Origin of the sequence: Pseudomonas sp. (assembly GCF_028293835.1) — a bacterium.
In the GTDB taxonomy this organism is placed as follows: domain Bacteria; phylum Pseudomonadota; class Gammaproteobacteria; order Pseudomonadales; family Pseudomonadaceae; genus Aquipseudomonas.
This window is the reverse complement of the sequence record NZ_JAQGNX010000180.1, coordinates 59,028-84,362: the sequence shown is the minus strand read 5'-3', so window position 1 is coordinate 84,362 and position 25,335 is coordinate 59,028. Positions and strand designations below refer to the sequence as shown.

At 56.1% G+C, this 25,335-nt stretch carries 19 protein-coding genes; 9 read left to right on the top strand and 10 right to left on the bottom strand.

Annotated features, from left to right (window positions below; translation table 11 throughout):
- Window positions 1–52: 52 nt before the first annotated feature.
- Window positions 53–1,645, bottom strand: a complete 1,593-nt coding sequence (locus JWR17_RS25315; protein ID WP_299835957.1) for a lytic transglycosylase domain-containing protein — start codon at window positions 1,643–1,645, stop codon at window positions 53–55.
- 99 nt (window positions 1,646–1,744) lie between these two features.
- Window positions 1,745–2,524, bottom strand: a complete 780-nt coding sequence (gloB, locus tag JWR17_RS25310; protein ID WP_299835955.1) for a hydroxyacylglutathione hydrolase — start codon at window positions 2,522–2,524, stop codon at window positions 1,745–1,747.
- A gap of 82 nt (window positions 2,525–2,606) precedes the next feature.
- Between gloB and JWR17_RS25305 the strand changes: the two genes are divergently transcribed.
- The 5 genes from JWR17_RS25305 to JWR17_RS25285 all read left to right on the top strand — a co-directional run bounded on the left by JWR17_RS25305 (window position 2,607) and on the right by JWR17_RS25285 (window position 6,564).
- Window positions 2,607–3,365, top strand: coding sequence for a methyltransferase domain-containing protein (locus JWR17_RS25305; protein ID WP_299835953.1), 759 nt, complete (start codon window positions 2,607–2,609; stop codon window positions 3,363–3,365).
- Window positions 3,366–3,401: 36 nt separating this feature from the next.
- A complete protein-coding gene (gene rnhA, locus JWR17_RS25300) occupies window positions 3,402–3,869 on the top strand; it encodes a ribonuclease HI (RefSeq protein ID WP_299835951.1) in 468 nt (155 codons plus the stop codon).
- 198 nt (window positions 3,870–4,067) lie between these two features.
- Entirely contained in the window at window positions 4,068–5,084 is a 1,017-nt protein-coding gene (locus JWR17_RS25295; RefSeq protein WP_299835949.1) for a zinc-dependent alcohol dehydrogenase family protein, read from the top strand.
- Between the two features lie 115 nt (window positions 5,085–5,199).
- Window positions 5,200–5,967 carry a DNA polymerase III subunit epsilon gene (dnaQ, locus tag JWR17_RS25290; RefSeq protein ID WP_299835947.1) on the top strand — a complete coding sequence of 256 codons (768 nt, stop codon included), beginning with the start codon at window positions 5,200–5,202 and terminating at the stop codon, window positions 5,965–5,967.
- A gap of 45 nt (window positions 5,968–6,012) precedes the next feature.
- Window positions 6,013–6,564, top strand: a complete 552-nt coding sequence (locus tag JWR17_RS25285) for a GNAT family N-acetyltransferase (RefSeq protein WP_299835945.1) — start codon at window positions 6,013–6,015, stop codon at window positions 6,562–6,564.
- Between the two features lie 167 nt (window positions 6,565–6,731).
- On the opposite strand, the gene JWR17_RS25280 is transcribed toward JWR17_RS25285, so the two are convergent.
- Window positions 6,732–6,953: a hypothetical protein gene (locus JWR17_RS25280; RefSeq protein ID WP_299835944.1), complete on the bottom strand. Its 222-nt coding sequence runs from the start codon at window positions 6,951–6,953 to the stop codon at window positions 6,732–6,734.
- Between the two features lie 313 nt (window positions 6,954–7,266).
- Between JWR17_RS25280 and JWR17_RS25275 the strand changes: the two genes are divergently transcribed.
- A complete protein-coding gene (locus JWR17_RS25275; protein WP_299835942.1) occupies window positions 7,267–7,830 on the top strand; it encodes an NAD(P)H-dependent oxidoreductase in 564 nt (187 codons plus the stop codon).
- Between the two features lie 132 nt (window positions 7,831–7,962).
- The gene (locus tag JWR17_RS25270; protein WP_299835940.1) at window positions 7,963–13,221 is read left to right on the top strand and encodes a DUF6543 domain-containing protein; all 5,259 of its coding nucleotides are present in this window, start codon (window positions 7,963–7,965) and stop codon (window positions 13,219–13,221) included.
- 101 nt (window positions 13,222–13,322) lie between these two features.
- Here JWR17_RS25270 and JWR17_RS25265 read toward each other — a convergent pair whose 3' ends face one another.
- From JWR17_RS25265 to JWR17_RS25240, 6 genes are all read right to left on the bottom strand, one after another.
- The gene (locus tag JWR17_RS25265; protein WP_299835938.1) at window positions 13,323–13,925 is read right to left on the bottom strand and encodes a TetR/AcrR family transcriptional regulator; all 603 of its coding nucleotides are present in this window, start codon (window positions 13,923–13,925) and stop codon (window positions 13,323–13,325) included.
- Between the two features lie 400 nt (window positions 13,926–14,325).
- Window positions 14,326–16,473 (bottom strand): ergothioneine biosynthesis protein EgtB, encoded by a 2,148-nt coding sequence (egtB, locus tag JWR17_RS25260; protein ID WP_299835937.1) that lies wholly within the window; start codon window positions 16,471–16,473, stop codon window positions 14,326–14,328.
- Window positions 16,474–16,650: 177 nt separating this feature from the next.
- Window positions 16,651–17,013 carry a DUF427 domain-containing protein gene (locus tag JWR17_RS25255; RefSeq protein WP_299835935.1) on the bottom strand — a complete coding sequence of 121 codons (363 nt, stop codon included), beginning with the start codon at window positions 17,011–17,013 and terminating at the stop codon, window positions 16,651–16,653.
- A 139-nt stretch (window positions 17,014–17,152) separates the two neighbouring features.
- Entirely contained in the window at window positions 17,153–17,404 is a 252-nt protein-coding gene (gene grxC, locus JWR17_RS25250) for a glutaredoxin 3 (RefSeq protein WP_299835932.1), read from the bottom strand.
- Between the two features lie 381 nt (window positions 17,405–17,785).
- Entirely contained in the window at window positions 17,786–19,984 is a 2,199-nt protein-coding gene (locus JWR17_RS25245) for a cation-translocating P-type ATPase (RefSeq protein WP_299835975.1), read from the bottom strand.
- A gap of 79 nt (window positions 19,985–20,063) precedes the next feature.
- Window positions 20,064–20,645, bottom strand: a complete 582-nt coding sequence (locus JWR17_RS25240; protein ID WP_299835930.1) for a TetR/AcrR family transcriptional regulator — start codon at window positions 20,643–20,645, stop codon at window positions 20,064–20,066.
- 189 nt (window positions 20,646–20,834) lie between these two features.
- Here JWR17_RS25240 and JWR17_RS25235 point away from each other — a divergent pair, with 189 nt between their 5' ends.
- Together JWR17_RS25235 and JWR17_RS25230 are read left to right on the top strand one after the other, a co-directional pair.
- Entirely contained in the window at window positions 20,835–22,508 is a 1,674-nt protein-coding gene (locus JWR17_RS25235; protein ID WP_299835929.1) for an MFS transporter, read from the top strand.
- Window positions 22,505–23,704, top strand: coding sequence for an HlyD family secretion protein (locus JWR17_RS25230; RefSeq protein WP_299835927.1), 1,200 nt, complete (start codon window positions 22,505–22,507; stop codon window positions 23,702–23,704). The genes JWR17_RS25235 and JWR17_RS25230 overlap by 4 nt, the downstream gene beginning before the upstream one ends.
- Here the strand turns inward: JWR17_RS25230 and JWR17_RS25225 are convergent.
- Entirely contained in the window at window positions 23,688–25,304 is a 1,617-nt protein-coding gene (locus tag JWR17_RS25225) for an inorganic phosphate transporter (RefSeq protein WP_299835925.1), read from the bottom strand. The genes JWR17_RS25230 and JWR17_RS25225 overlap by 17 nt on opposite strands.
- Window positions 25,305–25,335: the final 31 nt, after the last annotated feature.

Sequence of the window (25,335 nt, the reverse complement as noted above, 5' to 3'; positions counted from 1 at the left end):
GACTGAATGCTGCGATCGGAATAACCGACGCATGTTTAAGCGCCACAGCAAATCAATCGTTCCGATAAACCGTCAACGTCTCACCCGGCTTCAACGCCATGCCGCTACGGGGGTTCCAGCGTTTGAGGTGCTGCATTTCGACGTTAAAGCGCTTGGCCACCAAATACATCGAATCACCTTTGCGGATGGTGTACTGCGTCGTTTGCTTGTCGCTGGCTTTGCTTTTCGCGCTAGCAACGTTGGAGGTTTTCGAGCGGGCTTTACTGGTGTCTTGCATCACCAACGTCTCACCAATTTTCAAATGTTGGCCAGAGAGCGAGTTCCAGTGCTGCAGGTCTTTGACTTCCACTTTGTTAGCCTTGGCAATGCTTGCCAGGGTGTCGCCTTTTTTAACGTTGTAGCTGCGCCTCGGTGATGGCGACTCGCGACTGGCGATCTGCTCAAACACCGGTTGCGCAGGTTTCATGCCCGGGATGGTCGGAATACTCAAGGTTTGCCCGACGTGCACGCCTTTGGCAGACAGCTTGTTCACGTCCCTGATGGTAGTGGCCGACACCTGATAACGACTGGCCAGGCTGGCCAAGGTGTCGCCACGGCGCACTTTGTATTGTTGCCAGTCGACCAATTCTTCCGGCTTCATGTTGGACAGACTGGCGGTCAGCAACTGCGCCTTGGCCGTTGGCACCAGCAGATGCTGAGGGCCGTCGATGGTCATGCGTTTTTTGAAGGCCGGGTTGAGCTGAAACAGTTCGTCTTCGTCGATGTTGGCCATGGCCGCCACTTTCGACAGATTCATTGTCTGGTTGAGCTCGACGACTTCAAAGTACGGCGCGTTGGCAATCGGGTTCAGGTTCACGCCGTAGGCTTCAGGCGCCATCACCACTTGCGAAAGGGCAAGGAATTTGGGCACGTAATCCTGGGTTTCCTGCGGTAACGGCAGGTTCCAGTAATCGGTGGGCAGGCCGAGTTTTTGGTTGCGCTCGATAGCGCGGCTGACGGTGCCTTCACCGGCGTTATACGCCGCCAATGCCAATAACCAGTCGCCGTTGAACATGTCATGCAGACGGGTCAGGTAATCCAGTGCGGCAATGGTCGATGCGGTGATGTCGCGGCGGCCGTCATAGAAGCTGGTCTGACGCAGGTTGAAGTAACGTCCGGTGGAGGGGATGAACTGCCACAGACCTACCGCATCGCTGCGCGAATACGCCATGGGGTTGTAAGCGCTTTCGATCACCGGGAGCAGCGCCAACTCCAGCGGCATATTGCGTTCTTCGAGGCGCTCTACGATGTAATGCATGTAAAGGCTGCCGCGCTCACCGGCTGACTCAAGAAAAGCAGGGTTGTTGGCAAACCAGAGACGTTGTTGGTCAATACGTGGGTTTTGGCCATTGCCTTCTTGTAACTGAAAGCCCTGACGCATCCGTTCCCAGACATCTTGCGGTGCCAGCGGGGTCGGTTTACTGGCGAGGAAAATTGGTTTTTGCTTGAAATCCGCAGATAAGTTCGGCGCCCGATGGCTAGCGACCGGCTCAATGTGGCTGGTGGTTTGGCACCCAGCCAGCGTGGCGCTCAGGACTACGGCAATAGCCTGGGCTAACCGAGTCAATGCGTCTGAATTGATGGCTATGCGTATGGATGACGACATTGGCTGGGGCGTGTATCCAAGCGAAAATGTCGGGCGATTCTAGGAACCGCTCAGCCAATGGTCAACCTTTAGGATATTTTGTATCAATTTAGGTCGTATTTAGAACGTATCTTTCCAGGCACGCAGGCTAGCAAAGATGGCAGTTGGCGACTGATTGTCTGTACCAGTCCATTCGTCTGCTTTTTCTTTGACGACGCTTTCGTGAGTCCGAATAAACGGGTTGGTCAGGCGTTCCAGCGCTAAATTGGAAGGCAAGCTGATTCTGTTTTCACTGCGCCATTGGCTGACTTGAGCGAAGCGTTCGGCAATATCGAGGTTAGCCGGCTCGACTGCTTGGGCGAAGCGCAGGTTGCTCAGGGTGTATTCATGTGCGCAGTAAACCAGTGTGCTGTCCGGTAGAGCGGCCAAGCGACTGAGCGAGTGATGCATCTGCTCAGGCGTGCCCTCGAATAAACGGCCACAGCCTGCGGCAAACAGTGTGTCGCCACAAAACAGCAGCGGAGCGTTCGGGTCGTTATGGTAGAAGGCGATATGGCCAAGTGTATGACCGGGTATTGCGTGGACTGAAAAATCCAGACCGAGAACGGTGAGCGTGTCGTTGTCATTCAGTGCGACATCGCGTGCCGGGATGGTTTCCGCGGCTGGCCCATAGACACGGGCGCCGCTGAACGCTTTTAACCGGGCGACACCACCCACATGGTCGTTATGATGATGGGTGACCATAATATCGGTAAGCTGCCAGTCAGGATGCTGCTTCAACCAGGCAAGTACCGGTTCGGCGTCGCCAGGGTCGATCACGGCGCAGCGTTTGCTGGCGGCGTCTTGTAACAACCAGATGTAGTTGTCAGTAAAAGCGGGCAGGGCATCAATCTGTATCATGGCTCAGTTCGCTAAGCAGGAAACAATGGTGCATCTTAGGGTTTGTTGAGGCTCTAAGCGAGCGCCCACATGGAGATCACAAATGACCGATGAAGCTTTCGCCCAGGCTGATCCTGAATGGCTTGCGTTAATCAGCTCGGCCCGTGAGTGGTTGTCCGGGCCGCTGGGGCAATTACTGTTGGAAGAAGAGCGCCGGGTCCTGGAGGACGAATTGGGCCGTTACTTTGGCGGCTATCTGGTGCATTACGGCCCCTCGGCCGACGCGCCGCCCGAGGCTAAACAGGTGCAGCGAAACGTGCGCCTCGGCGCGCCATTGCCCGGTGTTGAAATTGTCTGTGAAGAGCAGGCCTGGCCGCTCAGTGAACACGCAGCTGACGTGGTGGTCATGCAGCACGGGCTGGATTTTTGCCTTTCGCCCCATGGCTTGTTGCGTGAAGCCGCCGCCAGCGTGCGTCCCGGCGGCCACCTGTTGATCATTGGCATCAATCCCTGGAGCACGTGGGGATTACGCCATATTTTCGCCCATGATGCACTGCGCAAGGCCCGCTGCATTTCGCCTTCTCGGGTGGCGGACTGGCTGAACCTGCTGGGCTTCGCGCTGGAGAAGCGCCGCTTCGGGTGCTATCGTCCGCCGCTGGCTTCCGCAGCCTGGCAAGCTCGATTGGCCGGGCTGGAACGCCTTGGCGACAGTTGGCAGAGTCCAGGCGGTGGCTTCTATTTATTAGTCGCGCGCAAAATAGTAGTCGGCTTGCGTCCTGTGCGTCAGGTGCAGCGCCAGACCATGGGCAAACTGTTGCCACTACCGATGGCCAAGGTCAATCGGCGCAACTCGCAACCTTAAAAGCCTGATGGCCATATTTTGAAGATGGGAAGTTTGATGGAACCGGTTGTAGCGAACGAAAGCGTTGAAATCTTTACTGACGGCGCCTGCAAAGGCAACCCTGGCCCCGGCGGCTGGGGCGCACTGCTGGTGTGCAAAGGCGTTGAGAAAGAGCTGTGGGGCGGCGAAGCCAACACCACCAACAACCGGATGGAGCTGACCGCTGCCATTCGTGGCCTGGAAGAGCTCAAGCGTCACTGCAACGTGCTGGTGGTGACCGACTCTGAATACGTCATGAAAGGCATGAAGGAATGGCTGGTCAACTGGAAAAAGCGCGGTTGGAAAACCGCCGCGAAACAACCCGTGAAGAACGCCGACTTGTGGCAATTGCTGGACGAACAGGTCAACCGCCACACGGTGACGTGGAAGTGGGTACGCGGCCACAACGGCCATGACGGCAACGAACGCGCCGACCAACTGGCCAACCGTGGTGTTGATGAAGTTCGCGGCATCAAGCACGGCTGAAATCTTCACATCTATGTAGGAGGTCGCCCGTCGTCCAGACGCCGCGCTGTCGCGCAGTACAGCGATCTGTCTGCGCCATTCGAAAGTTCCCACTATCACCATCAACAACAAGCATTGCGACTATTGATACGCGTCGATGGCCGCAGTTGCCTGGGCTGGATAGAGTCTTCACCCATAGCTAACGCCATGAGGTGTCCAATGCCACGTTCGATTCGTCCTGAATCCAATGACACCGCCGGAACCGTCGAATCCAAAGACCGTTTCGTCGGTCAACCTGCTGCCAATGAAATACTGATACGGGTCGAGTCCGTTGGCATCAGTCCTTACGACGCCTTATGGCGTCTGAATCCGATTACCGCTGAAACTCGGCTGCCTGGAGGGCTGGGGAAAGAAATTGCAGGTGTAGTGCTTGCCACGGGCGATGGAGTCACCGATATGTCTCCCGGTGACAAAGTTGCCACCTATTCGTGCGAAGGGTCGTACAAAAGCACCCTGGACGGCGAATACTTGATAGTGCCTCGGGTTGCCGTGACCGTGTATCCCGAGGTGCTGACGGCGGCCCAGGCCAGCGTCCATTACTCATCGCTGCTGTTGGCTTACTTTGCTTATGTCGATTTGGCCCAGGTCAAACCAGGACAGACCGTATTGGTTACCGATGCCAGCCAATGCGCGGGCCCGGCCTTTTTGCAGCTGGGTAAAGCACTGGGGCTGAACATTATTGCCGCCACCAGAATCACCGCCGACAAACAACGCTTGCTCGATCTGGGGGCACAGTCGGTAGTGCTGACTGAAGAACACGACCTGATCCACCGCGTGAATAAATTGACCGGCGGCAAAGGCGTTTCAGCTATTTTCGACGGCCTCGGCGGTTCGCAAATGAACTTGTTGGTGGACGCGCTCGCTCCACGGGGCAGTGTGGTGCTCTACGGTCTGAAGAATGGCAATCAAACGCCATTCCCAGCCCAAGAGGCGTTCCAGAAGAACATCAAGTTTTTCGTGCATTGCCTGAGTAATTTCACCGGCAAAGCCGAACTGGGCGTTGAGCCTAACCATGAGGCGCTGCAGCGGGCATTAGGCGTCATCAACCAGCTCACGGCGCAGGGGCTGTTGACCTCGCGGGTTGATAAAGTATTTCCGCTGGAGAAAGCCACTTCAGCTCAGCGCTACATGGACGAATTTCCAGTGATCGGCAGGGTAGTGTTGCAGCCATCCTGACACTGGATGATTGCTCGGTTGAATAGAACGTTGTCTTGCCGTGACTTTTCTCCTCAACGCGGTGTGCTAAAGTTCCGCCCTTGTGCGGTGTTGAAGCGTTGAGAATTCACTAGTTATGGTACTTAGATCTGTAGTCCTCGATACCGAGACCACGGGTATGCCCGTCACTGACGGGCACCGCGTGATTGAAATTGGTTGTGTTGAATTGCTTGGCCGGCGCCTGACCGGGCGACATTTTCATGTCTATTTACAGCCGGATCGCGAAAGCGATGAAGGCGCGGTCGGTGTTCACGGTATCACCACTGAGTTCCTGATTGGCAAGCCCCGGTTCAATGAGGTCGCCGACGAATTCTACGAATTCATCAAGGGCGCGCAGCTGATCATCCACAACGCCGCGTTTGACGTTGGTTTCATCAATAACGAATTTGCGTTGATGGGGCAGCACGACAAAACGGATATCACTCAGTATTGCACTGTGCTCGACTCCCTGGCGTTGGCCCGTGCGCGTCACCCTGGGCAGCGTAATAGTCTCGATGCATTGTGCAAACGCTACGGCGTAGACAACACCGGCCGAGAGTTGCACGGCGCGCTGCTGGACGCCGAGCTGCTGGCTGATGTTTACCTGACTATGACCGGCGGACAGACCAGTTTGTCCCTGGCGGGCAACGCCACCGATGGCAATGGTTCCGGAGAAGGTTCAGGCAATACGGCCACTGAAATCCGTCGTTTGCCGCTGGATCGGCCACGGGCTAGAGTGATCATGGCCAGTGAAAGCGAGTTGGCCGAGCATGAAGCGCGCATGGCTGCGATCGCAAAGTCCGCGGGTGCACCTGCGTTATGGGTGCAGTTGCTTGACGCTCAGGCACAGGCGGCCGCCCAGTAGTTCGCAGCTCCCGTTTCTCAAAGTCCCAAAGTGCAGTGGTGTTATGTGACTCAGGTAAACCCGGCACTGTCCATTCGCGTGGCGGATGAGTGCTTCGAGGATTACATCCTCAACAGCGAGTTCACCTTTACCGTCCGCGGTTACGCCATGGCCCAGATCGGACAGCGCGTTGAGCGCTGGGCGATTGAGCCGGTCGAACCCTACTGCAAAAATTACGGCATCGACGCTCAAGAGTTCGAGCACTATCGTCGCGGTCCAGATAGCACGGTGCTGGTGGCCTGGCTGGGCGAACAGCCAGTGGGCCACATGGTGCTGAGTACGCACTGGAACGGTTTTGCTCATGTCGAAGAGTTAGCCGTCGACGTGTCGGCACGGCGTATGGGAATCGCCCGATCATTGCTAGAGGTGGCGCAGTTCTGGAGCCGCAAGCGCAACCTGCCGGGTATTACCCTCGAAACGCAAAACAACAACCTGGCCGCCTGCAAGCTCTACGAGCGTTGCGGCTATGTGGTGGGCGGTGTCGACCACATGCTGTACCGCGCCATTGATCCCGACACTCGGGAAACGGCGATTTTCTGGTACTTGATCTTCGAGTAGTCGATGGATGATCGGGCAGAACGCCCTGGGACTGGAACAACCTGAACCGCCGCTTGTCGTAGCTCCCTACCGCTCTGTCAGAGACGGAAGACGGGAAGCGAAGCCTTCAAGCGGCGCGCAGGAAATCAGGCGGAGCTACGTAATCCATCGCCAGCATCAGCCTCGGATCAGTGGTTTTGCAGCTCTCTGACCAGTTTTACTTTGGACTGAAGCAACTCAAAGTCGTCCCCGCCCAGATGGTTGACTCGGTCACCTATGGCCAGACGATAAGTTGAAACAGGCTCTGTACCGCCAGCCGCATCCGGCTGTGATTCCTGGAATTCATGCACCGAATAGACACGGCCTTCCGCGTCTCTTGCATGGAATTGTCCGACGAGAACTGAAGCCATTTGCTTTGTAACCTCTGAAGATAACCGCTCAATTGCGCTGATATGCTAACACTGCGCGCTGATAGTCTACGCCCGCTTGTAAGGTAAGTCTGAAAGATCAGAGCCAGTCGCTGCATACTTGCCGATCAGACCGTCATTTTACAGGTGAGTTTTCCGTAACCAAAAAAATATTCGGACTGCGTGGCCTCCGCGCTACGGGTCGTGGAGGTTGGGTTATTCTGCGCGGTGTCGCAACGCTCGGCATTGAAAAACAGACGAAGCGTGCTACGTCATCTATAACTGAAAGCTCCCTTATCAGTATGTGGATATATTTATGAGCCAAGTCTACAAGATCGCTGTCCTCGTTGGCAGCCTGAGAAAAGACTCGATCAATCGCAAGGTTGCGCTGGCCCTGGCCGCGTTGGCGCCGAAAAACCTTGAACTGAAGATCGTTGAGATAGGTGATCTGGCGCTTTATAACGAAGACATCGACGCAGGCGATCCGCCAGCGACCTATACGGCTTTTCGCCAACAGCTGATAGCTGCCGATGCTTTCCTGTTCGTGACGCCGGAATACAATCGCTCGGTACCGGGTGTTCTTAAAAACGCCATCGACGTGGGTTCGCGGCCTTACGGCCAGAGCGCCTGGGGCGGGATCAAGCCAGCCGCGGTAGTCAGCGCCTCACCGGGGGCCATTGGCGGGTTTGGCGCCAACCACCACCTGCGTCAATCGCTGGTGTTCCTCAACGTACCCTGCATGCAGCAACCCGAAGCCTACCTGGGCAACGCCGGAACGTTCTTCGACGAAGCGGGCTCCGTGTCTGAAAACGTAAAACCTTTCCTGCAAGGGTTCATCGACGCCTATGCCGCGTGGGTCCAGAGAAACAGCGCGTCGTAAAACGCCAAAAACCTCATGCATGTCGATGGTGTACGCCGATAACAATAAGTTTTCGGCTAGCTGTATGTAACGCAGGAGGGGTCGGCCCGGTCGGTAAATTTCCTTTTCATGTTCTTGCCAAGGAAATTCGCGATGTTGCCTGTCCCCTCTACGACCCCTTATTTTCATACCGAATCACTCAAACAACGATTTAATCAAAATGTATTGACCGCGCTGGGCGCTGGGCACATTGATGCTGCCGAAGCCCGTTGGTTACAGACACTGGTGACGCCGCCGGTTGCGGATCAAGGCTGGATCTCGCCGCGCCTGGACCGGATAACCAAAACCGGCGGTTTGCCGACCACCTCCGAACTCGACGCTGCCGTACAAATCAGTTACCGATCAAGTTATGCGGTGGTTTACCTTGATACCCCACTGTACGGGCTGGAGCGTTTCAACGACCGACAAGAACTGATTCAAACTCTACTTGAGCGGTTTGGTTCGAAGACAGATGAAGTCCCTGCGTTTGAAGACGCGATAATCGACCAACCCTTGTTCAAAAGCCGGATGTTAAGCATCATCGATTTTCAGGTGAAAAAACTTGACGAATTGGCGACCCAAATACAACAAATCCCCACCTTGCACTCAGTGTTCAGTTCGGTGTTGCAGCAGCAATGCGATGCCGCGCTGCCCGGCTTGACGATTGATTGGTCGTCTCACTCCCTACAGTTACTGCAATCATCCGGAACGTCTAATCCGACCCGCAGCGTTACCGCGGTGCAAAGTCTGCTGGAAGCGGGGTTCGATGACTACAGTGGCCTGGCGCTGGCCCAGGGGATGACTCGTCAGTTTTTAGACCCGTTCGGAAGGCCGCTGGACCAAGCGGGATCGCAATCTTTTCAGCACGCTATATCCAGCGTGAACAGCGGGCTGCCGACCGCCTACGAAACTAAACTCGGTAATTATTGGTGGTCTCCTGTCGGACAGGGCCAGACGCGCCGCGAGTACTTCGCCGATGCGTTCGCTGAGGGCTTTCGCCAAACGTTGTACGCGCGCAGAAACGACGGTTTTTTGGTAGCTAACGATTTTCGACGGATAAGCGCGCTATTTGATTCCAGGCTTGAACGGTTCGGCGAGGGCGGCCAATTACAACTACGTGCTTTGACCCTGACAAATGGCAGTCAACAGCGCTCCACCCTTGCTGGTGTGTTTGTAGTTGAATCCGTCGTCCCATCCTTACGGGAACTGCTTATTTACTCGGCAGAAAAAGGTCTCCGTCGATTCAATAATCGACTGGAACTGAATGATTATTTCGCAACCCGTGGGGGAGTCGTTGAACTACAGGGGTATCTGGCGCTGACCGACCATGGGCTGCTGAGTTCGTCGCAGCCGTGGGAACTGCAATATGATCCTATTGAAGGTCCGCTGTTCCTGAACTGCATCGACTCGATCATGGCCCTGCAGACGAGCAACGTGCTGTTTGCACTTAAACAGCCGAAACCGAGACAGAATCAAATCGCAGTGATGATTGATGACGCGCTGGACATTCGTTACTTAATTGATCGGCGTTTGGGGTACCTGGAGGGGCATGATCGCTGGCCAGCAGCCCAAGGTGCATTCGCTGAAAACTGGTTGAAAGCATCCTTGACCCCTGCCGCCTCCGTTACCGATGTTGGCAGTGATGTACACGCTACTTCACAGTCTTCGTCCTGGTCGCAGTTGATACAAAGGCTGGACGACGATGTCGCGCATATGTGGCAAGCGCATCCGGGTGCTGAAATGTGCGCGCGACAGCTGCTAAACAAGGTATTGGCCGTGTTAGGTGAAGGTTGCCTGGACACTGAAGATGTCCGGGTGTATCTAACGGACGCGACGTTGGATCCGCCGAACATCGACACGATTGATCTGACTACCGAAAGTATTGATTTGGTCACGTTGTTAGTTCAGCGTTTTAGCGGTGTTAACACCGTCGCTGTTACAGCTCAAAGCCAGATACTGATCACCCCCCGAGCGTCGCAGCCAGCCGATAATGTGATTCGACTGACACCTGAATTGATCAAATATGTTCTCGACCAGGCCCAATCAGCGTTTTCAGCGGCGTTAATCAATCAAACCAGAAAATTCTACACGTCCCGGCTGCGGCGAGGCGACACCCAGATATTCCCAAAGCTGACCTCAAGTGATGCGCGGGCGGTATTGCTACGTATCGAGCAAGACCTGGCAGGGCGCCTCATCGAGGCTGATCTGCAAACATACGACGCGCTCGAATTAGCACTGAATTTTCCTGCAAGCGGGCTGCAGTCGGCTTTGGGTAATAGCGCGGTCCAGATCCATAGCGTGTGGTTGACCCTTGAGCCAGGTTCCCCGGCTGTGGAAATGAGCAATGTTTTTATGCTCTGCCAACCCTTGGTCCCGAACAGCAAGGTGCTGTTCTGGACTCCGTTACGCGGAATAGAGGCAGCCAATAATCGCACTGACTTCGAACAGCAGATGGTTGCTCGCCTGTACAGCAGTCGTCAAGGCGAGCGCTGGCTGGACGTTTTTCCCGAACCGCAAAAAAGTAACATCCGTACGATACTTCAGCGCCCGCGACAGGATCAGCTTTCCATCGATACGCGTCAGATCGTTGGGCATTTCATCGAGCATATACAAGCGGTCGAACTCAACCGTCGCGAGCAGGGTATTACCCACGCCGTTGAATTCTTGAAGCGGTGCCGAGTTGAGGCAGAACTGTTTTACAGCATGATCGCTGCGGCCCAGATCGATGATTCTCTTGGAACCGCATTGGACGCCGTTTCAGCCTCCATACAACACGTACTTTTTAACACTCGGATGCCGCAATGGCTGAAAGATGCATCAACGGACGATTTAAAGGATTACGTCCAGGTGCTCAAGCATTACTCCTTCGTCCGTTCCTCCGAATATAGCTTTTTGTCTGATATCCCGAGGCTGAACGTGTTTGCGCGTCAGAAAGTTGTCAACCAGTTGCGAATCGACTTCCCTGGCCACTATTTCGACCCTGACACCTTGAAGGTTACGCTCACAAAATATGTGGGAACGCCAGTGGGTGTTGGTCAGACGCCTTCGTTTATTCCCGCAGCGACCGAGGTTCTCACCGAGTCGCTGACCCAGTTCGCTCTTAATCATTTCTCTACGGTTCATGGCGCGACGCTTTCTGTGTCGTCAGTGGATGACAGCCTGGCGTCCACGACACTTACTCCTGAATACATCAGGGGGCTGATTCGAACGTTGGATGTGGGAGCAAAGTACCATGAGTTGCTCGTGCAAAAACTGGACAGCAAGGCGGCGGATTACGCGACCCGCAAGTCCATGTTTTTCAAACAGTGGCCAGCGCTGATGATTGAATTGGCGTTGCAAAAGAAGCTGGAGGGCAAGCTGACTGCTCAAGCATACGACTATGTATGCGGTTTGATGGAAATGCCGGATGCCCTCGCCCGACAGGCCGTTAACGATGAGGAGATTGTCCTGTGCCCCCTTCGGTTAGTGGCCACTGCCGGTGCTGAAGTCGATACAGTGCCAGGGTTTTATGTCATTGGCCCTAAAGACGCCACCCAGGGGCCGGTAGTGTTGTATTCCATATTCAACACGCAGTTTTGTTTTAAGGAGTACGTTGACCGTCAGGAGTTACTGAAGGACATCCAGAGCTCAAGCAGCCTGCAATCACAACTCATGCAACGCGTCTCACCGGCGGTGCAGACTCGTTATGGACACCACAGCTTTCATATACCTCCGCTGTGGAGCGTCGAGTTTTACGTCGAATATCCAATGTTCTCGCTGGCCCCGGTCACTTTGAACTACGACCCTGTAGAGGGTAACGTCCTCCAGTATCTGTTTGAGAATGCAATGGACGTCCTTAAGGACATTGCGAAACAGCAGACCGTCACTAACAAACAGGCAGATTGGGAATCCTTTACCTATCTGATGTCGTTAGGTGTCGAGCAATCCCTCATATTTTTACCCGGCGAACTCGGTCTGCTGATAACGGCATGGCAAGGCGTCTTATTATTACAGTCATCAGCCGCCTCGGTCGCTAGCCGGGATTGGGGCAAGGCGTTAGCCGAGTTTACCGTGGCCTTGTCGATTTTTGCGTCAGCTAAACAGGCTGCCAAGGAACATTCGAAGGTCGAACAGGATCGCTCTTCCGAGCAAAGTAAACTCCACACCTTTGTAGAGTTTTCGTGGAAAAATTCCCAGTTGCCTGCTGAAGTGAAATCACGCTTACAGGTATTTGAAGCATCGGATATTTCCCTTGACGGTTTGCTTAGGGACGATCTTTACAACCTGTATAACGCCCCCCTGACCAATAAGAACTACGCGGCTGTTGCTGGCAGGGTGTATCAAGTACGTAAAATAAACGACCTCTGGTACATCGTCAGGGACGAAGAGGTCGGCCCCAGCCTTCGGCTTAATGCGCGGCAGCAATGGGAACTCAATCTACGATGGGGGCTGATGGGGGGCGGAGGCGGGCTGACACGCTTTAAGTCATCTAGTAACACCGTAAAAGCAATTGACCGGGTGGTGGCGCAAGAGTTTACCGTTCTTGCCAGTGGGATGCCGACCATCAGGCAACTATATCGGACGCAGGCGGTACAGATAGGCCGCGCCCATTTACAGGCAAAGCAGTACCTTGAGACATGCCTGGATAATCTGAATTTTGAGTCGCCCAACCGTGCTCTGGAGCCGAATGTCACTCGCATCATTGGTGACTTTTTTGGTGTGCCGACGCCCAAGGCAGAGCTTGTCGTCGACATCAGAAGGTCAGTCACGAAAGTGTTCGCAGCCCTGCTGGACGCGTCGTTGGCGCCATACTCATCACTCCGGTATGTCACTGGGTTGAACAAACCCAGCTTTGAATCAGCGCTTGCGTTCACGATCAAGTCAGACCCGCTTCAGCGAATATTTTTGAGTGAGCAGTTTTTTCAGGTGCCCCCTTATCAACTCAAAATGCCAATACCGGGAACCCATTTCAAGATGTCCTCTCATTATCGGGCCGCTTCCGTGATCCATGAGGTCTCGCACTTGAGCAACAATACGTTTGATATTGCTTACGTGGAATCCACCGCGCCCTTCCTCGATTTGATGGCGGACCACGAGCCGGGGTTGATCAGGCTCAAAGATGATATGAAGGAAATTCAGAAGCGTTTTCTGTCTCACCAAACGCCAGAGGTCCAGTTGTTCAAGCGGTTTAAAAACGGCCGATGGGAGGATCTCAACGATGAGGTGGATGAGGGCAAGGACTTTGTATTAAGCGCAACCGGGACTTCAATTCTGGCAGACGCCCGGGTCCAGTTTTTGACCGACGCGGATAAGCGCGCAAAGGTGCTGCTGGGCAACGCAGATTCTTTGACGCTATTGATAACGTTACTGGGCCGAGTCAGTTTTGTTGTTTGAGAACGGCGTTGGGCAAGTAAAGCGTTAAGGCAGAGCCGCGCCTAAGCGGCTCTATCTGCATGACTTCAAGCCTGCTCACCGATGAAGCCGCCGGGCCAGGCCTATACAGCTTGTGTGGGTCCAGCTTGCAACAGGTTGTTGAACAGAATGTGGATCAGGCTCTGCAGCGGTTCGGTGGTGCGCTGGGCTTTGCCCATTAGCATCGCACCTTGCAGCGAAGAGACGATAAACAGCGCTGTTTTTTCGCACTCGAATTTTTTCGGTAGTTCGCCGGCGGTAATGGCCTGGACCAGGCAATCAGCGATGGTGTGCTGCAACGACGCGAATATCTCCACCAGCCGAGTGCGAATGATCTCGCTGTGCTCGCTGGCCTCCGCAGCGAAGTTGCCAAAAAGGCAGCCGTTCTTGAGGCAGCCTTTTTGAAGAAAATCCTGATGCCAGTCGAAATAACTGCGTAACCGTGCCAACGGCGAAAGCGCTTGGTTAAGCAGCGTATCGTCGAGCATCGGCTGGTTGTTCAATGCGTAACGATCAAGAATTTCCAGACCAAACATTTCCTTGGAAACGAAGTGGTTGGTAAATGATCCTTGGGGCACGCCCGCCGCCTGCACGATATCGCGCACGCTTGCGCCTGCGAATCCACGCTCATGTACGACCTTAAGGCCTTCGGTCAGTATCTTGTCCCGGTGTGATGGTTTAGCCATGGCTCGATAATCTGGTTATACACGTTGAAATCTATTTGTCCGCTGCGGCGGGCAACACGTTGTCTTTCGTCTGTTACGGCCAGTGTTCGATCTTACCTGTCGCCGGGAACTTGTGCAGCAGGCAGGCGTGGTTCAGCAAATCACGGGGATGCTCAGGAACGCCGCGTTCTTTCAAATAAGCGGGGGAGGGAAGACGCGATTCCGCTGTTATAAGACAACGCATAACTTATTGGCTTAAAAAATATCTGGCAGGAGCTGCCGATGGCTGCGATTCGAGCGGGAATCGGTCGCCCGCGACCCCGGCCTATCGCAGCCTTCGGCAGCTCCTACACGTTTTGTGTTTGCTGCGCGACAGCGCGGCGTGGAAGACGTGGCGGACCGTCCCACAGAGGGCCTCAGGTCAGGCTTTCAAACTGAACAACGCCACCTGGGGCTTTTCACTCACCCAGTAATCACTCACTGCCCAACCCGCGCTGGCGGCCAGTTCGGTGAAGGATTCGACGGTGAATTTGTGCGAGTTTTCAGTGTGCAGGCGTTCACCGGCCGCGAAGTGGAACGTGTTCCCGGCAACCTTGACTACCTGTTCTGTCTGGCTGACCAGGTGCATCTCCATGCGCGCTTCGGTTTCGTTCCACACGGCCAAGTGTTCGAAGGCCTCAACCTTGAAATTGCCGTCCAGTTCCCGGTTGATTCGGGTCAGTAGATTCTTATTGAAACGACCGGTTACGCCCTCGGCATCATCGTAAGCCGCCACCAGAATGTCAGCGTCCTTGATCAGGTCCACACCCACAATGAAGTGCGCCTGGTCGCCGAGCAATGCGTGAGCAGAGCGTAGAAATTTTGTCGCTTGGGCGTGCGTAAAATTGCCAATGGTCGAGCCGGGGAAGAACCCAACGCAGGTATGTCCAGCCACATCGGCGGGCAGTTGCATTGCTCGGCTAAAATCGTCGATTTGCGGCGCGACGTTCAGCGTCGGGTAACGTTTCTTTAGCAGCGCAGCGGCTTTCTTTAAAGCGTTGGCGCTAATGTCGATGGGTACATAGAGCGCGATCTGTGGCGCAGCATCCAGCAACAGACGGGTCTTGTCACTGGCACCGCTGCCGAACTCCACCAACGCTGCATGCTCGGGAATCAATGCCGCGATGTGTTCTGCCACCTGGGTCAGCAAACCTGTTTCAGCCCGGGTCGGGTAATATTCAGCGGTTTTGCAAATGGCCTCAAACAGCTCGGAACCGGCCGCGTCGTAAAAGTACTTCGGCGACAGGCTTTTGACCGGAGCCGACAGTCCGGAGACGACGTCACGGGCGAATTCGCTGTCGTGGCTGTTGACCATGCCAGGCTGACGCGTGTCGCGAGCCAGACGCAGGCCGGAAAACATCCAGCGTTTGTCCGGGCCAAAAAAGTTACGGTACGTAGTGCGCGAATGCCCTGGCGCAGTAATGCTGGCGCCACCGCGTAGCACCATCACATTAATCATGAACTTGCCGTTGTATTCACCCACGGCGCTGTCGGCTGGGCGAAAACCCGGGTAGGCGTTGTAGGCGCTTTGCGTCCACTGCCAGGCGACGTCGTCAACTTGCTCCAACAGGCCCGCCACGGCGGCCGCTTCCCACTCGGCTTCGGTCGGCAGGCGCGCATCGGCCCAATGGGCGAACGCTGCGGCTTCGTAATAACTGATATTGATCACGGGCGCCGCCGGGTCGATCGCTTCCAATCCACGCAGGGTCATCTGCTGCCAGCCGTTTTCGGCGTGCTGCCAGTACCCCGGCGCATGCCAGTCGTTGGCCTGCACCGTGGCCCAACCGTCCGACAGCCAAAGCCCGGCCTTGCTGTAGCCACCGTCGGCCATGAATGCCAGCCACTCGCCGTTGGTCACCAGCCGGTCGCTGATTTCGAACGATTGCAGGAACGTAGTATGCCGCGGACCTTCATTGTCGAAGGCGAAACGTTTGCCCTTGTGACCTATTTCGGTAAGCCCACCTTTAAGCGGTTTGAACTGACCCCGGCGTCCAGACAGGTGTTTAGCCCAGCGTGGGTCATAGGCCGGTTTCAACGAAGAAAGGCTGAACAGGTGCAGGATATCCATCAGCAACAGTTCCTGATGCTGCTCTTCGTGGGACAGGCCTAGCTCGATCAAATCCGAGGTCACTTTGTTCACCGGCGACTGCAATAAGGTGCGCATGTGCTCGTCGACGTGTTTGCGGTAGTCAAGCACCTGGCTCATGGCCGGACGCGTCATCAACCCGCGTTGGGGGCGAGGCTGACGCGGACCTACGGCTTCGTAATAAGAATTGAACAGGTAAGCGAAGGCGGGATCGAACGGGCGGTAATCTGCCAGGTTCTCGCGCAGTAGAAAGGTCTCGAAAAACCAGCTGGTGTGAGCAATATGCCATTTGGCGGGGCTTGCGTCCGGCATTGACTGAACGACCATGTCCTCGGGGCTGAGCGGTGCGATCAGGCTCTCGGTCCGGCTTCGAGTCGACAGATAACGCTTGAGTAATACGTTACCGGCGGGGGCGTCGCGTAGCTCGCTTGAGGTACTGATCATCAGGTTTTTCTCTCCGGTGAATCCGTCGTTCAGCTGGTCTGCCTGGCCTTTGCCGTCTCCAAAGGATGCAGGGCTTATTACGTTCTTTTCATGACCGGGCCGGACGAGGTTCGGTTGCGCCTTGTCCCGGCCCGGAAAAGCGATAAAGCGTTGCGGTTTACCGCGCTTCGTTTGGCCCTACGCAGCTTCTACGTCGAAGGTTACTTTGTCTGGATAAAAGGCCACGTGATCCTGAATTTCAGCCACCGATGGATACGCTTCATCGTAGGTCCATACAGCGTTTTCAGCGACGACGCCTTCAGCCTCAAGGCTGTAGTAACTGGCATCACCTTTGTAGGGGCAATGGGTTTGATGTTCGGTGCGCGTGTAACGTTCAGCCCGAATATCGGATCGAGGAATATAAAAAACCGCTGGATATCTGGCTTCTTCAAGTTGCAGGGCCTTATCGGTCTGCGCGACAACCACACCGTGGAACTTGACCGTGACGCGCCCTTGAACCGGGGAAATGGTAATAGGATGATCGGGACCGGGGATTTTCATGGTGATCAGACCTCGTGCGATGGGTAAATGGCTCGGATTAGCGTAGACCATTAACTTGAATAACTATGGATGACCGTATTTTTCTTCGAAGAAATATGGACGAGCGTATTTTTGCTGTCAAGGGAGATTCCTGGACGGTTCAGGCCAGCAAAACCATCAACTCACCTTGGCGGTCCAGCTTGGCCAGATCGTCGAAGCCGCCGACGTGATGTTGACCGATGAAAATCTGCGGCACGCTACGACGGCCGCTCAATGCCATCATTTCCTTGCGGCGAACGTTATCGAATTCAATGTTGATTTCCCGCACTTCAATCCCTTTGCTGGCGAGCAACGATTTGGCGTTGCGGCAATACGGACAGGTGCTGGTGGTGTACATGGTGACGTCAGTCATGGCAAAAATCCTCGTGGGATCAAAAAAGTGTCAGGCGCCTTGGACACCTGGATCGCTGCATTTTAGAGAAGTGACGTCTCTTTCCGGGTGCAAAGGCTCGCTGGTTTGCGACAGATCGTCCAAATTTCGATCCGGTATCGGATCGCGGTAGGAGGGGCCGCCACGTCTTCGACGCCGCGCTGTCGCGCAGCAAACACAAATCTGTAAGAGCGAACGTGTTCGCGATCGGCTGCGCAGCAGTCGTGATTCATTGAGTAGATTTCTTCCGGTTAAAACCGGATGTGGCATTTGGGATTGCTTCGCGCTCCATCGCGACCAAGCCCGCTCCTACGGTTGAATTTGGGCCGATTCAGTGATTTAGCCGTTGTTTGATAAGTGCTGTTACAGAACGTTTTCACCCCCCGACGGCCGCCAGGTTTTCAGCAGCAAGGCATTACTGACCACTGAAACGCTGGACAAGGCCATGGCGGCACCGGCGATGACCGGGTTGAGGAAGCCGAACGCGGCCAGTGGAATGCCCACTGCATTAAAGACGAAGGCCCAAAACAGGTTTTGTCGGATTTTTCCGTGGGTTTTGCGACAGATGTCCAGGGCTGCGGGAATAAGCAGTGGGTCGCCGCGCATCAACGTAATGCCTGCGGTGTGCATCGCAACGTCAGTGCCGCCGCCCATGGCGATACCAATGTCGGCTGCGGCCAGGGCCGGTGCGTCGTTGATGCCGTCACCGACCATCGCCACAACCCTGGTTTTCTTCAGCTCGACCACCATCGCCGCTTTGTCTGCTGGCAGCACCTGGGCGTGGACATCGACGATCCCCAATGCGTCGGCGACCCGCTGGGCACTGCCGAGGTTATCGCCAGTCAACAGATGAATGCTGATGTGCCGTTCGGTCAGTTGCTGGATGGCGTGCTCGGCGCCGGGTTTGAGGGTGTCGCCAAAAGCAAACAAGCCAAGCACGGCAGGATTCGGCCCGACCTCGATCAACCAAGACAACGTTTGCCCATCGGCTTCCCAGGACCGTGCACTGTCGGTCATCCCCGCCATACCCAGGTTGTTCTCGTCAAGTATTCGCTGGCTACCAAAGACCAATTGCCGACCGTCCACCGTCCCGGTGATGCCACGGCCCGTCAACGACTGGCTGGCGCTGACCGATGCGAGGGGTAAATTGCGGTCTTTGCAGGCCTCCAGCACGGCTTTGGCCAACGGATGCTCACTGCCACGTTGCAGCGCACCCGCCCATTGCAGCAGGTGTTCTTGATTGCCATCGAAGGCCACCAAATGGCTGATCTGTGGTTTGCCAGAGGTCAATGTGCCAGTTTTGTCGAGCACTACCGCCGTCACGTCGTGAGCCCGCTCCAGGACTTCGGCGTCTTTGATCAGGATGCCAAAACGCGCCGCTACCCCGGTTCCGGCCATGATGGCGGTGGGCATTGCTAAACCCAGCGCACACGGGCAGGCGATCACCAACACCGCAACCGCGTTAATCAGGGCAACGTCCGTTGCCGCGCCAACCAACCACCAGCCCACTAATGTCAGCAGGGCAATAACCAGCACCACCGGGACGAAGACTTCGCTGACCCGGTCCACCAGCTTCTGGATCGGCGCCTTGGCCACTTGGGCCTCCTCGACCAGCCGGATAATTCGCGACAGCACCGATTCGGCACCGATGGCGGTGGTTTTGATCAGTAATCGGCCTTCGCCATTGATGGCACCGCCGGTGACGTTATCCCCGGGTTGCTTGAAAACGGGCAAGCTCTCGCCACTGATCAAGGCCTCGTCAGCATGGCTTTGCCCATCGATTACTTCGCCGTCTACCGGAAAACGCTCGCCGGGTTTTACCGACACCAGATCATTTAAGCGCAAAGCGCTGATGGGCACCTCTCGTTCTTGACCGTTGACCACCTGTAAAGCGCGCTCCGGGCGGAGCGCTTCAAGGGCGCGAATTGCCCCGGCTGTCTGCCGTTTGGCACGGCTTTCCAGGTATTTCCCCAGCAGCACAAGGGCAATCACCACCGCTGACGCTTCGAAATACAGGTGGGGCATAGCACCCGCTGGGGTTCTCGCCCATTCATACACGCTCAGCCCGTAACCGGCGCTGGTACCCAATGCAACCAGCAGGTCCATATTTCCAGACTTGGCCCGAACAGCTTTCCAGGCGGCGCTATAAAAGCGCGCACCGAAGACAAACTGTACCGGGGTGGCTAACGCGAACTGCACCCATGGCGCCAACATCCAGTGCACGCCAAACGGCGCCAGCAGCATCGGCACCACCAAGGGTAAGGCCAACACGATTGCCAGCAACAGCGCCACACGTTCTTTATCCAGCCGCAATTGCTGCTGCTTGGAGGTGGTTTGACGGTCTTCGATTGGACTGGCCGAATAACCGGCGTCGCTGACGGCGGCGATCAGCGCTACTGGATCGGCCGGGGCGATGTACTCAACGTGGGCGCGTTCTGTGGCGAGGTTGACGCTGACACGTTGGACCCCAGTGACTTTTCCCAGCGCCCGCTCAACGCGACCCGAACATGAGGCGCAGGTCATCCCGGAAATCGACAGGTTAGCGGTGGCAAGGGGGGTCATCACGCAAGCTCCTGGAATAAACCGATCCTTGGAGGATCAACCTTACCCCGAGGTCAAGGTCAAGCGCTTCTTTCTGAGTTTAACGAAGAATAGAGGACACCAACGTACGACGAAACTGGGTCAATGGCAGCATGCTGCGCTCAGTTTTGGCAAGGAGGGTCGCGCCTTGCAACGAGGCGATGATGAAAGAGGCCATGTGCTTGCAGTTAATCTCGGCAGAGATTTCCCCAGCCTGCACGGCGGCTTCTAGACACAAGGTGATTTGCCGTTGCACTTCATTGAAAATCTCAACCACGCGCAAGCGGATGATTTCGCTGTGCATGCCGATCTCAACGCCGAAATTGCCAATCAAGCAGCCATTTTCAACACCATGGGCTTCCAGGCTGCTGACATTGGCATCGACGTAAGCCAGCAGTCGCTGAGTCGGCGCCAAGGCGGGATTGCAGAGCGTCTGGTCAATGATCTTCGCCGTTTCTTCGAACGATAGATCAAGAATCTCCAGCCCAAAGGCCTCTTTGGACGCGAAGTGGTTAGTGAATGACCCGTTCGGCACATTGGCGGCGGCGGTGATGTCCCGAACACTGGCGTTGGCGAACCCACGCTCATGCACAACGCGTAAGCCTTCAGTCAGTATTTTTTCGCGATTTGATCGTTTGCTCATGGCGAATAATATGATCGTCCACATAAAAACCGTCAAGTTGGTACCACCCTGGCTCAGCCGGATCTGCGCTGCATTGAACCATTCGCTGACAATTCTGCTCCCACGCACTACGCTTAGGCCCACGCTTCACTGACCTGAATTGACTCAGTTCATGAACCTCTTGAGCAGAGCATTGATCAGGCGCATTCGATGAACGAATACACTCCCCATAACTGGGCACCCCACGAGCGGCCCAGCATTCCGGGCTCACCGTCGACGCCGTTGCATTCCACCGGCAAACGTTGGGCGTTCGCGCTGGTGGGGGTGATTGTTGCCTTGACCGGTGGTCTGGGTAACGCCTTGGTAGTCGCCAACTTGATCTACCTGCAAGGTTCGCTCGGTGCCACCACTGAAGAGATCGCCTGGCTGCCCGCCGCTTATGTCATGACCAACGTTTCAATGAACTTGCTGTTGGTTAAATTCCGCCAACAATTCGGTTTGCGTGCGTTTACTGAAGTGTTTTTGGTGTTGTATGCACTGGTTACGTTCGGCCACCTGTTCGTCAATGACTGGTCGTCGGCGATTGCAGTGCGGGCGGCCCATGGCATGGTGGGTGCGGCGCTCAGTTCGTTGGGCCTGTATTACATGATCCAGGCTTTCCCCCAGCGTTGGCGAACCAAGGCCCTGGTCCTCGGTTTGGGTATGTCGCAACTGGCGGTGCCGTTGGCGCGGCTGGTGTCTGAAGACCTGCTACTGATCGCCGAATGGCGCGGGCTTTATCTGTTTGAGCTGGGCATGGCCCTGCTGTCGCTGGGTTGCGTATTGCTGCTCAAGCTGCCCCCCGGTGATCGTTTCAAAGCCTTTGAGCCCTTGGATTTTCTAACCTTCGGCTTGCTTGCTCCGGGCTTCGCCTTGCTCTGCGCCGTGCTGTCGTTGGGCAGAATCGAATGGTGGCTGGAAACACCGTGGATCGGCATTGCTTCGGCGGCCTCCATCGTGTTGATTATTTCCGGGCTGGCCATCGAACATAACCGTGCCAGGCCGTTGCTGATTACCCGTTGGCTGGGTAGCGGGCGAATAGTGCGTCTGGCGTTGGGCGTGATCCTGAGTCGCATCGTGCTGTCCGAACAGGCGACGGGCGCTGTGGGATTTTTGCAAGCGCTGAACATGAGCAGCCAGCAAATGCACACGCTGTACCTGATGATGTTGCTGGGCAGCGTCGCTGGGCTGGTGGTGAGTGCGTTGACCATCGATCCATTGCATCTGTTTAAGCCGCTGATTATTGCCTTAGCCATCATGGCCGTGGGCAGTGGCATGGACAGCTTTTCCACCAGCCTGACCCGGCCGGCTAATATGTATTTGAGTCAGTTTCTGCTGGCCTTTGGCGGCACATTTTTCCTCGGCCCGACGTTGGTGTTGGGCTTGAGCGGGGTATTGGCCAACCCGCGTAATATCGTCAGTTTCTCCGTGCTGTTCGGGATCACGCAAAACATCGGTGGCTTGATCGGCGCCGCCGCACTGGGCACATTGCAAATTGTTCGGGAAAAATTCCACTCCAGCCACATCGTCGAACACCTGACGCTGATCAACCCGCAGGTACAATCGCGCCTGCAAAGCTCGACGGCCAGTTACGCCTCCTCTATTGCCGATCCGGCAGCGCGTAATCTCCAAGGCATTCGGGCGATTGCGGCCGCTGCGACGCGGGAAGCCAACGTCCTTGCCTATAACGATGTGTTCATGACCATCGCGCTGGTGGCGATTTTGACTATGATCTGGATTTTTGCCCGTAGCATGTGGCTGATGTTCACCACCAAGCCTCTGGATGCGCCTGCACCGCCAGTACCCCAGTCTTCCGTCCACTCCAATGGCGCCGAACTTTCATGACCGAGTCGAATACCCCCCTAAGCGCGCCACCCGCAGCAGCAAGCGGCCCTGCGCCAGCACCCATCACCACACCGCCCACCACTGAACCCCGTTCATTGCGGGTTCGAGTCATCTCCTCGGTGATCTTCGGCTCAGTGGCCCTCGCCGGGGTGCTGGTGGTGCTGTATGCCTGGCAATTGCCGCCCTTTACCAGCGCCATCCAGAGCACTGAAAACGCGTTGGTCAGAGGTCAGACGACAATCATTAGCCCGCAATTGAGTGGCTACGTTTTTGAAGTGCCGGTGCAGGATTTTCAATTCGTAAAAGCCGGTGATTTGCTGGTGCGCCTGGATGATCGAATCTACAGGCAGCATTTGGATCAGGCCTTGGCACAACTCGGTGTGCAGAAGGCGGCGCTGGCCAATAATCTGCAGCAACGCCGCAGTGCCGACGCGACGATTTTGCAGCGTCAGGCGGCGCTGGCAAACACCATTGCTCAGGCCGACAAAAGCGGCGCCGATTTACGTCGCAATCTGGCGTTGATTACCGACGGTTCGGTGTCCAAACGCGATCTGGACGTGACCCGTGCAGACAACGCGCAGGCTGTCGCGGCGGTGGCTCAAGCCAAAGCTGCCCTGGAAATCTCACGTCAGGATTTACAAACCGTCATCGTCAATCGCGGTTCGTTGGAGGCCTCGGTGGCCAACGCCGAAGCCGCCATCGAACTGGCCCAGATCGACTTGTCCAACACTCGGGTGACCGCGCCACGTGAGGGTCAATTGGGGCAGATTGGCGTGCGTCTGGGGGCGTACGTCAACTCCGGCGCACAGTTAATGGCGTTGGTGCCGCACCGGTTGTGGATCATCGCCAACATGAAAGAAACGCAGATGGCCAACGTACAACTTGGGCAGCCCGTGACGTTCAGCGTCGACTCGTTGGATGATCAGAAAATGCAGGGCAGGGTACAGCGTATTTCACCCGCCACTGGCTCGGAGTTCAGCCTGCTGCCTGCGGATAACGCCACGGGTAACTTCGTCAAGATCGCCCAGCGAATACCGGTGCGGATTACCGTTGAACCCAACCAGCCGTTGGCAAAACGCCTGCGCCCAGGGATGTCGGTGGTGGTGAGTATCGACACCAGCCAGAGCGGCGAAACCCCGCCCGATCCGGCTGATGACGATCAGTTACAGGACAATCCAGTCAAAACAGCTGAGTGAACAACCAGTACAGCGAACCCGCCAGTAGCATGGCCGCTGGCAGGGTCAATACCCATGCCATCGCCAGGTTGCGCAGGGTACGCATTTGCAGCCCGGAGCCATTGGCGACCATGGCCCCGGCGACACCTGACGACAACACGTGGGTGGTGGAAACCGGTAATCCGTACATGTCCGCCGCGCCAATGGTCACCATTGCAACCAGCTCAGCCGAAGCGCCTTGGGCATAGGTCAAATGGGTCTTGCCGATCTTCTCGCCGACGGTCACCACGATCCGCTTCCAGCCGACCATGGTCCCAAGGCCGAGTGCCAGCGCCACCGCGATTTTTACCCATAGCGGTATAAAGCGCGTGGCGGTGTCGATCTGCGCCTTGAATTGTTGCAGCTTGGCCTGGGTGTCCGCGTCAAAATTTCCGACCTTGTTCGCGGTGATCAAGCGAATCGTTTCCGACGTCAGGTACATATCGTTTCGTACGTTGGCCGTGGCTTCGGCGGGCACTTTAGACAGTGAACCGTAATCGCCCACCTGGATGCCGATCTTGCCGGTCATCACAGCCAGGGCCGGGATCAATGTTGGGGTTGCCTGCTTGGTGCGGACATAGGTAGAAAGCTCCAGACGAGGGTCCGCCGGGGCTTGTTCTGTGACGCTTTTGCTTAAAGCCTGTTGCGTGACCTGTGCCACGGCCGCGAACTGCACCGACTGATCCGCCGGCATGGCGCGGTTCAAGGCGTAAGCCATGGGCAATGTCCCGACCAAAATCAGCATGATCAGGCCCATGCCTTTCTGCCCATCATTGGAACCATGGGCAAACGACACGCCGGTGCAGGTCAAAATCAGTAGGCTGCGGATCCACAGTGGCGGCGGCGCGTTGCCTTCCGGTGCTTTGTACAGCGCACGGTTTTTGATGAACATGCGCATGGCCATCAACGCTAACGCGGCGAAGGCGAAACCGACCAAGGGTGACAACAGCAGCGAGTAGCCGATCTTGATCGCTTGGCTCCAATCGACACCGCTGGTGCCGTCGCGGCCATGCATCAAGGCGTTGGCTACACCCACGCCGATGATCGAGCCGATCAGCGTGTGGGACGAAGAAGCCGGTAGACCCAGCCACCAGGTGCCAAGGTTCCACAGGATCGCTGCGATCAACAGGGCAAAGATCATCGCGAACCCGGCCGATGAGCCGACTTGCAAAATCAGCTCTACCGGCAACAGCGCGATGATGCCGAACGCCACCGCACCGCTGGATGTCAGCACGCCGAGGAAGTTGAAAACGCCCGACCAGGCCACCGCAAAGTTCGGCGGCAGCGAATGGGTGTAAATCACCGTGGCTACCGCGTTGGCGGTGTCATGAAAACCGTTGACGAATTCAAACCCTAACGCGATCAACAACGCGACGCCCAACAGCAAAAACGGGGTCCACGTGGTGACCACCGTGCCCATGTCATCCACGTCTTGCATCAGACTATAAGCGGTAAACAGAAGGCCGCTGCCAAGCACAGCGAAAAACACGATCCACGTGAGCATGCTCGGCTTACGGTCTATTTGCGGTCTGGAAGAGGGGGCCTGGATCAACGAGTCCGGGGCCATGGAATGGCTGGGCATAATGCGAAGTCCTGTTTATTGGAGTTCGCTC

Coding starts and splice junctions, on each gene's coding strand:
- JWR17_RS25315 (WP_299835957.1), bottom strand. CDS start 1,645: ATGTCGTCATCCATACGCATAGCCATCAATTCAGACGCATTGACTCGG.
- gloB (WP_299835955.1), bottom strand. CDS start 2,524: ATGATACAGATTGATGCCCTGCCCGCTTTTACTGACAACTACATCTGG.
- JWR17_RS25305 (WP_299835953.1), top strand. CDS start 2,607: ATGACCGATGAAGCTTTCGCCCAGGCTGATCCTGAATGGCTTGCGTTA.
- rnhA (WP_299835951.1), top strand. CDS start 3,402: ATGGAACCGGTTGTAGCGAACGAAAGCGTTGAAATCTTTACTGACGGC.
- JWR17_RS25295 (WP_299835949.1), top strand. CDS start 4,068: ATGCCACGTTCGATTCGTCCTGAATCCAATGACACCGCCGGAACCGTC.
- dnaQ (WP_299835947.1), top strand. CDS start 5,200: ATGGTACTTAGATCTGTAGTCCTCGATACCGAGACCACGGGTATGCCC.
- JWR17_RS25280 (WP_299835944.1), bottom strand. CDS start 6,953: ATGGCTTCAGTTCTCGTCGGACAATTCCATGCAAGAGACGCGGAAGGC.
- JWR17_RS25275 (WP_299835942.1), top strand. CDS start 7,267: ATGAGCCAAGTCTACAAGATCGCTGTCCTCGTTGGCAGCCTGAGAAAA.
- JWR17_RS25270 (WP_299835940.1), top strand. CDS start 7,963: ATGTTGCCTGTCCCCTCTACGACCCCTTATTTTCATACCGAATCACTC.
- JWR17_RS25265 (WP_299835938.1), bottom strand. CDS start 13,925: ATGGCTAAACCATCACACCGGGACAAGATACTGACCGAAGGCCTTAAG.
- egtB (WP_299835937.1), bottom strand. CDS start 16,473: ATGATCAGTACCTCAAGCGAGCTACGCGACGCCCCCGCCGGTAACGTA.
- JWR17_RS25255 (WP_299835935.1), bottom strand. CDS start 17,013: ATGAAAATCCCCGGTCCCGATCATCCTATTACCATTTCCCCGGTTCAA.
- grxC (WP_299835932.1), bottom strand. CDS start 17,404: ATGACTGACGTCACCATGTACACCACCAGCACCTGTCCGTATTGCCGC.
- JWR17_RS25245 (WP_299835975.1), bottom strand. CDS start 19,984: ATGACCCCCCTTGCCACCGCTAACCTGTCGATTTCCGGGATGACCTGC.
- JWR17_RS25240 (WP_299835930.1), bottom strand. CDS start 20,645: ATGAGCAAACGATCAAATCGCGAAAAAATACTGACTGAAGGCTTACGC.
- JWR17_RS25235 (WP_299835929.1), top strand. CDS start 20,835: ATGAACGAATACACTCCCCATAACTGGGCACCCCACGAGCGGCCCAGC.
- JWR17_RS25230 (WP_299835927.1), top strand. CDS start 22,505: ATGACCGAGTCGAATACCCCCCTAAGCGCGCCACCCGCAGCAGCAAGC.
- JWR17_RS25225 (WP_299835925.1), bottom strand. CDS start 25,304: ATGCCCAGCCATTCCATGGCCCCGGACTCGTTGATCCAGGCCCCCTCT.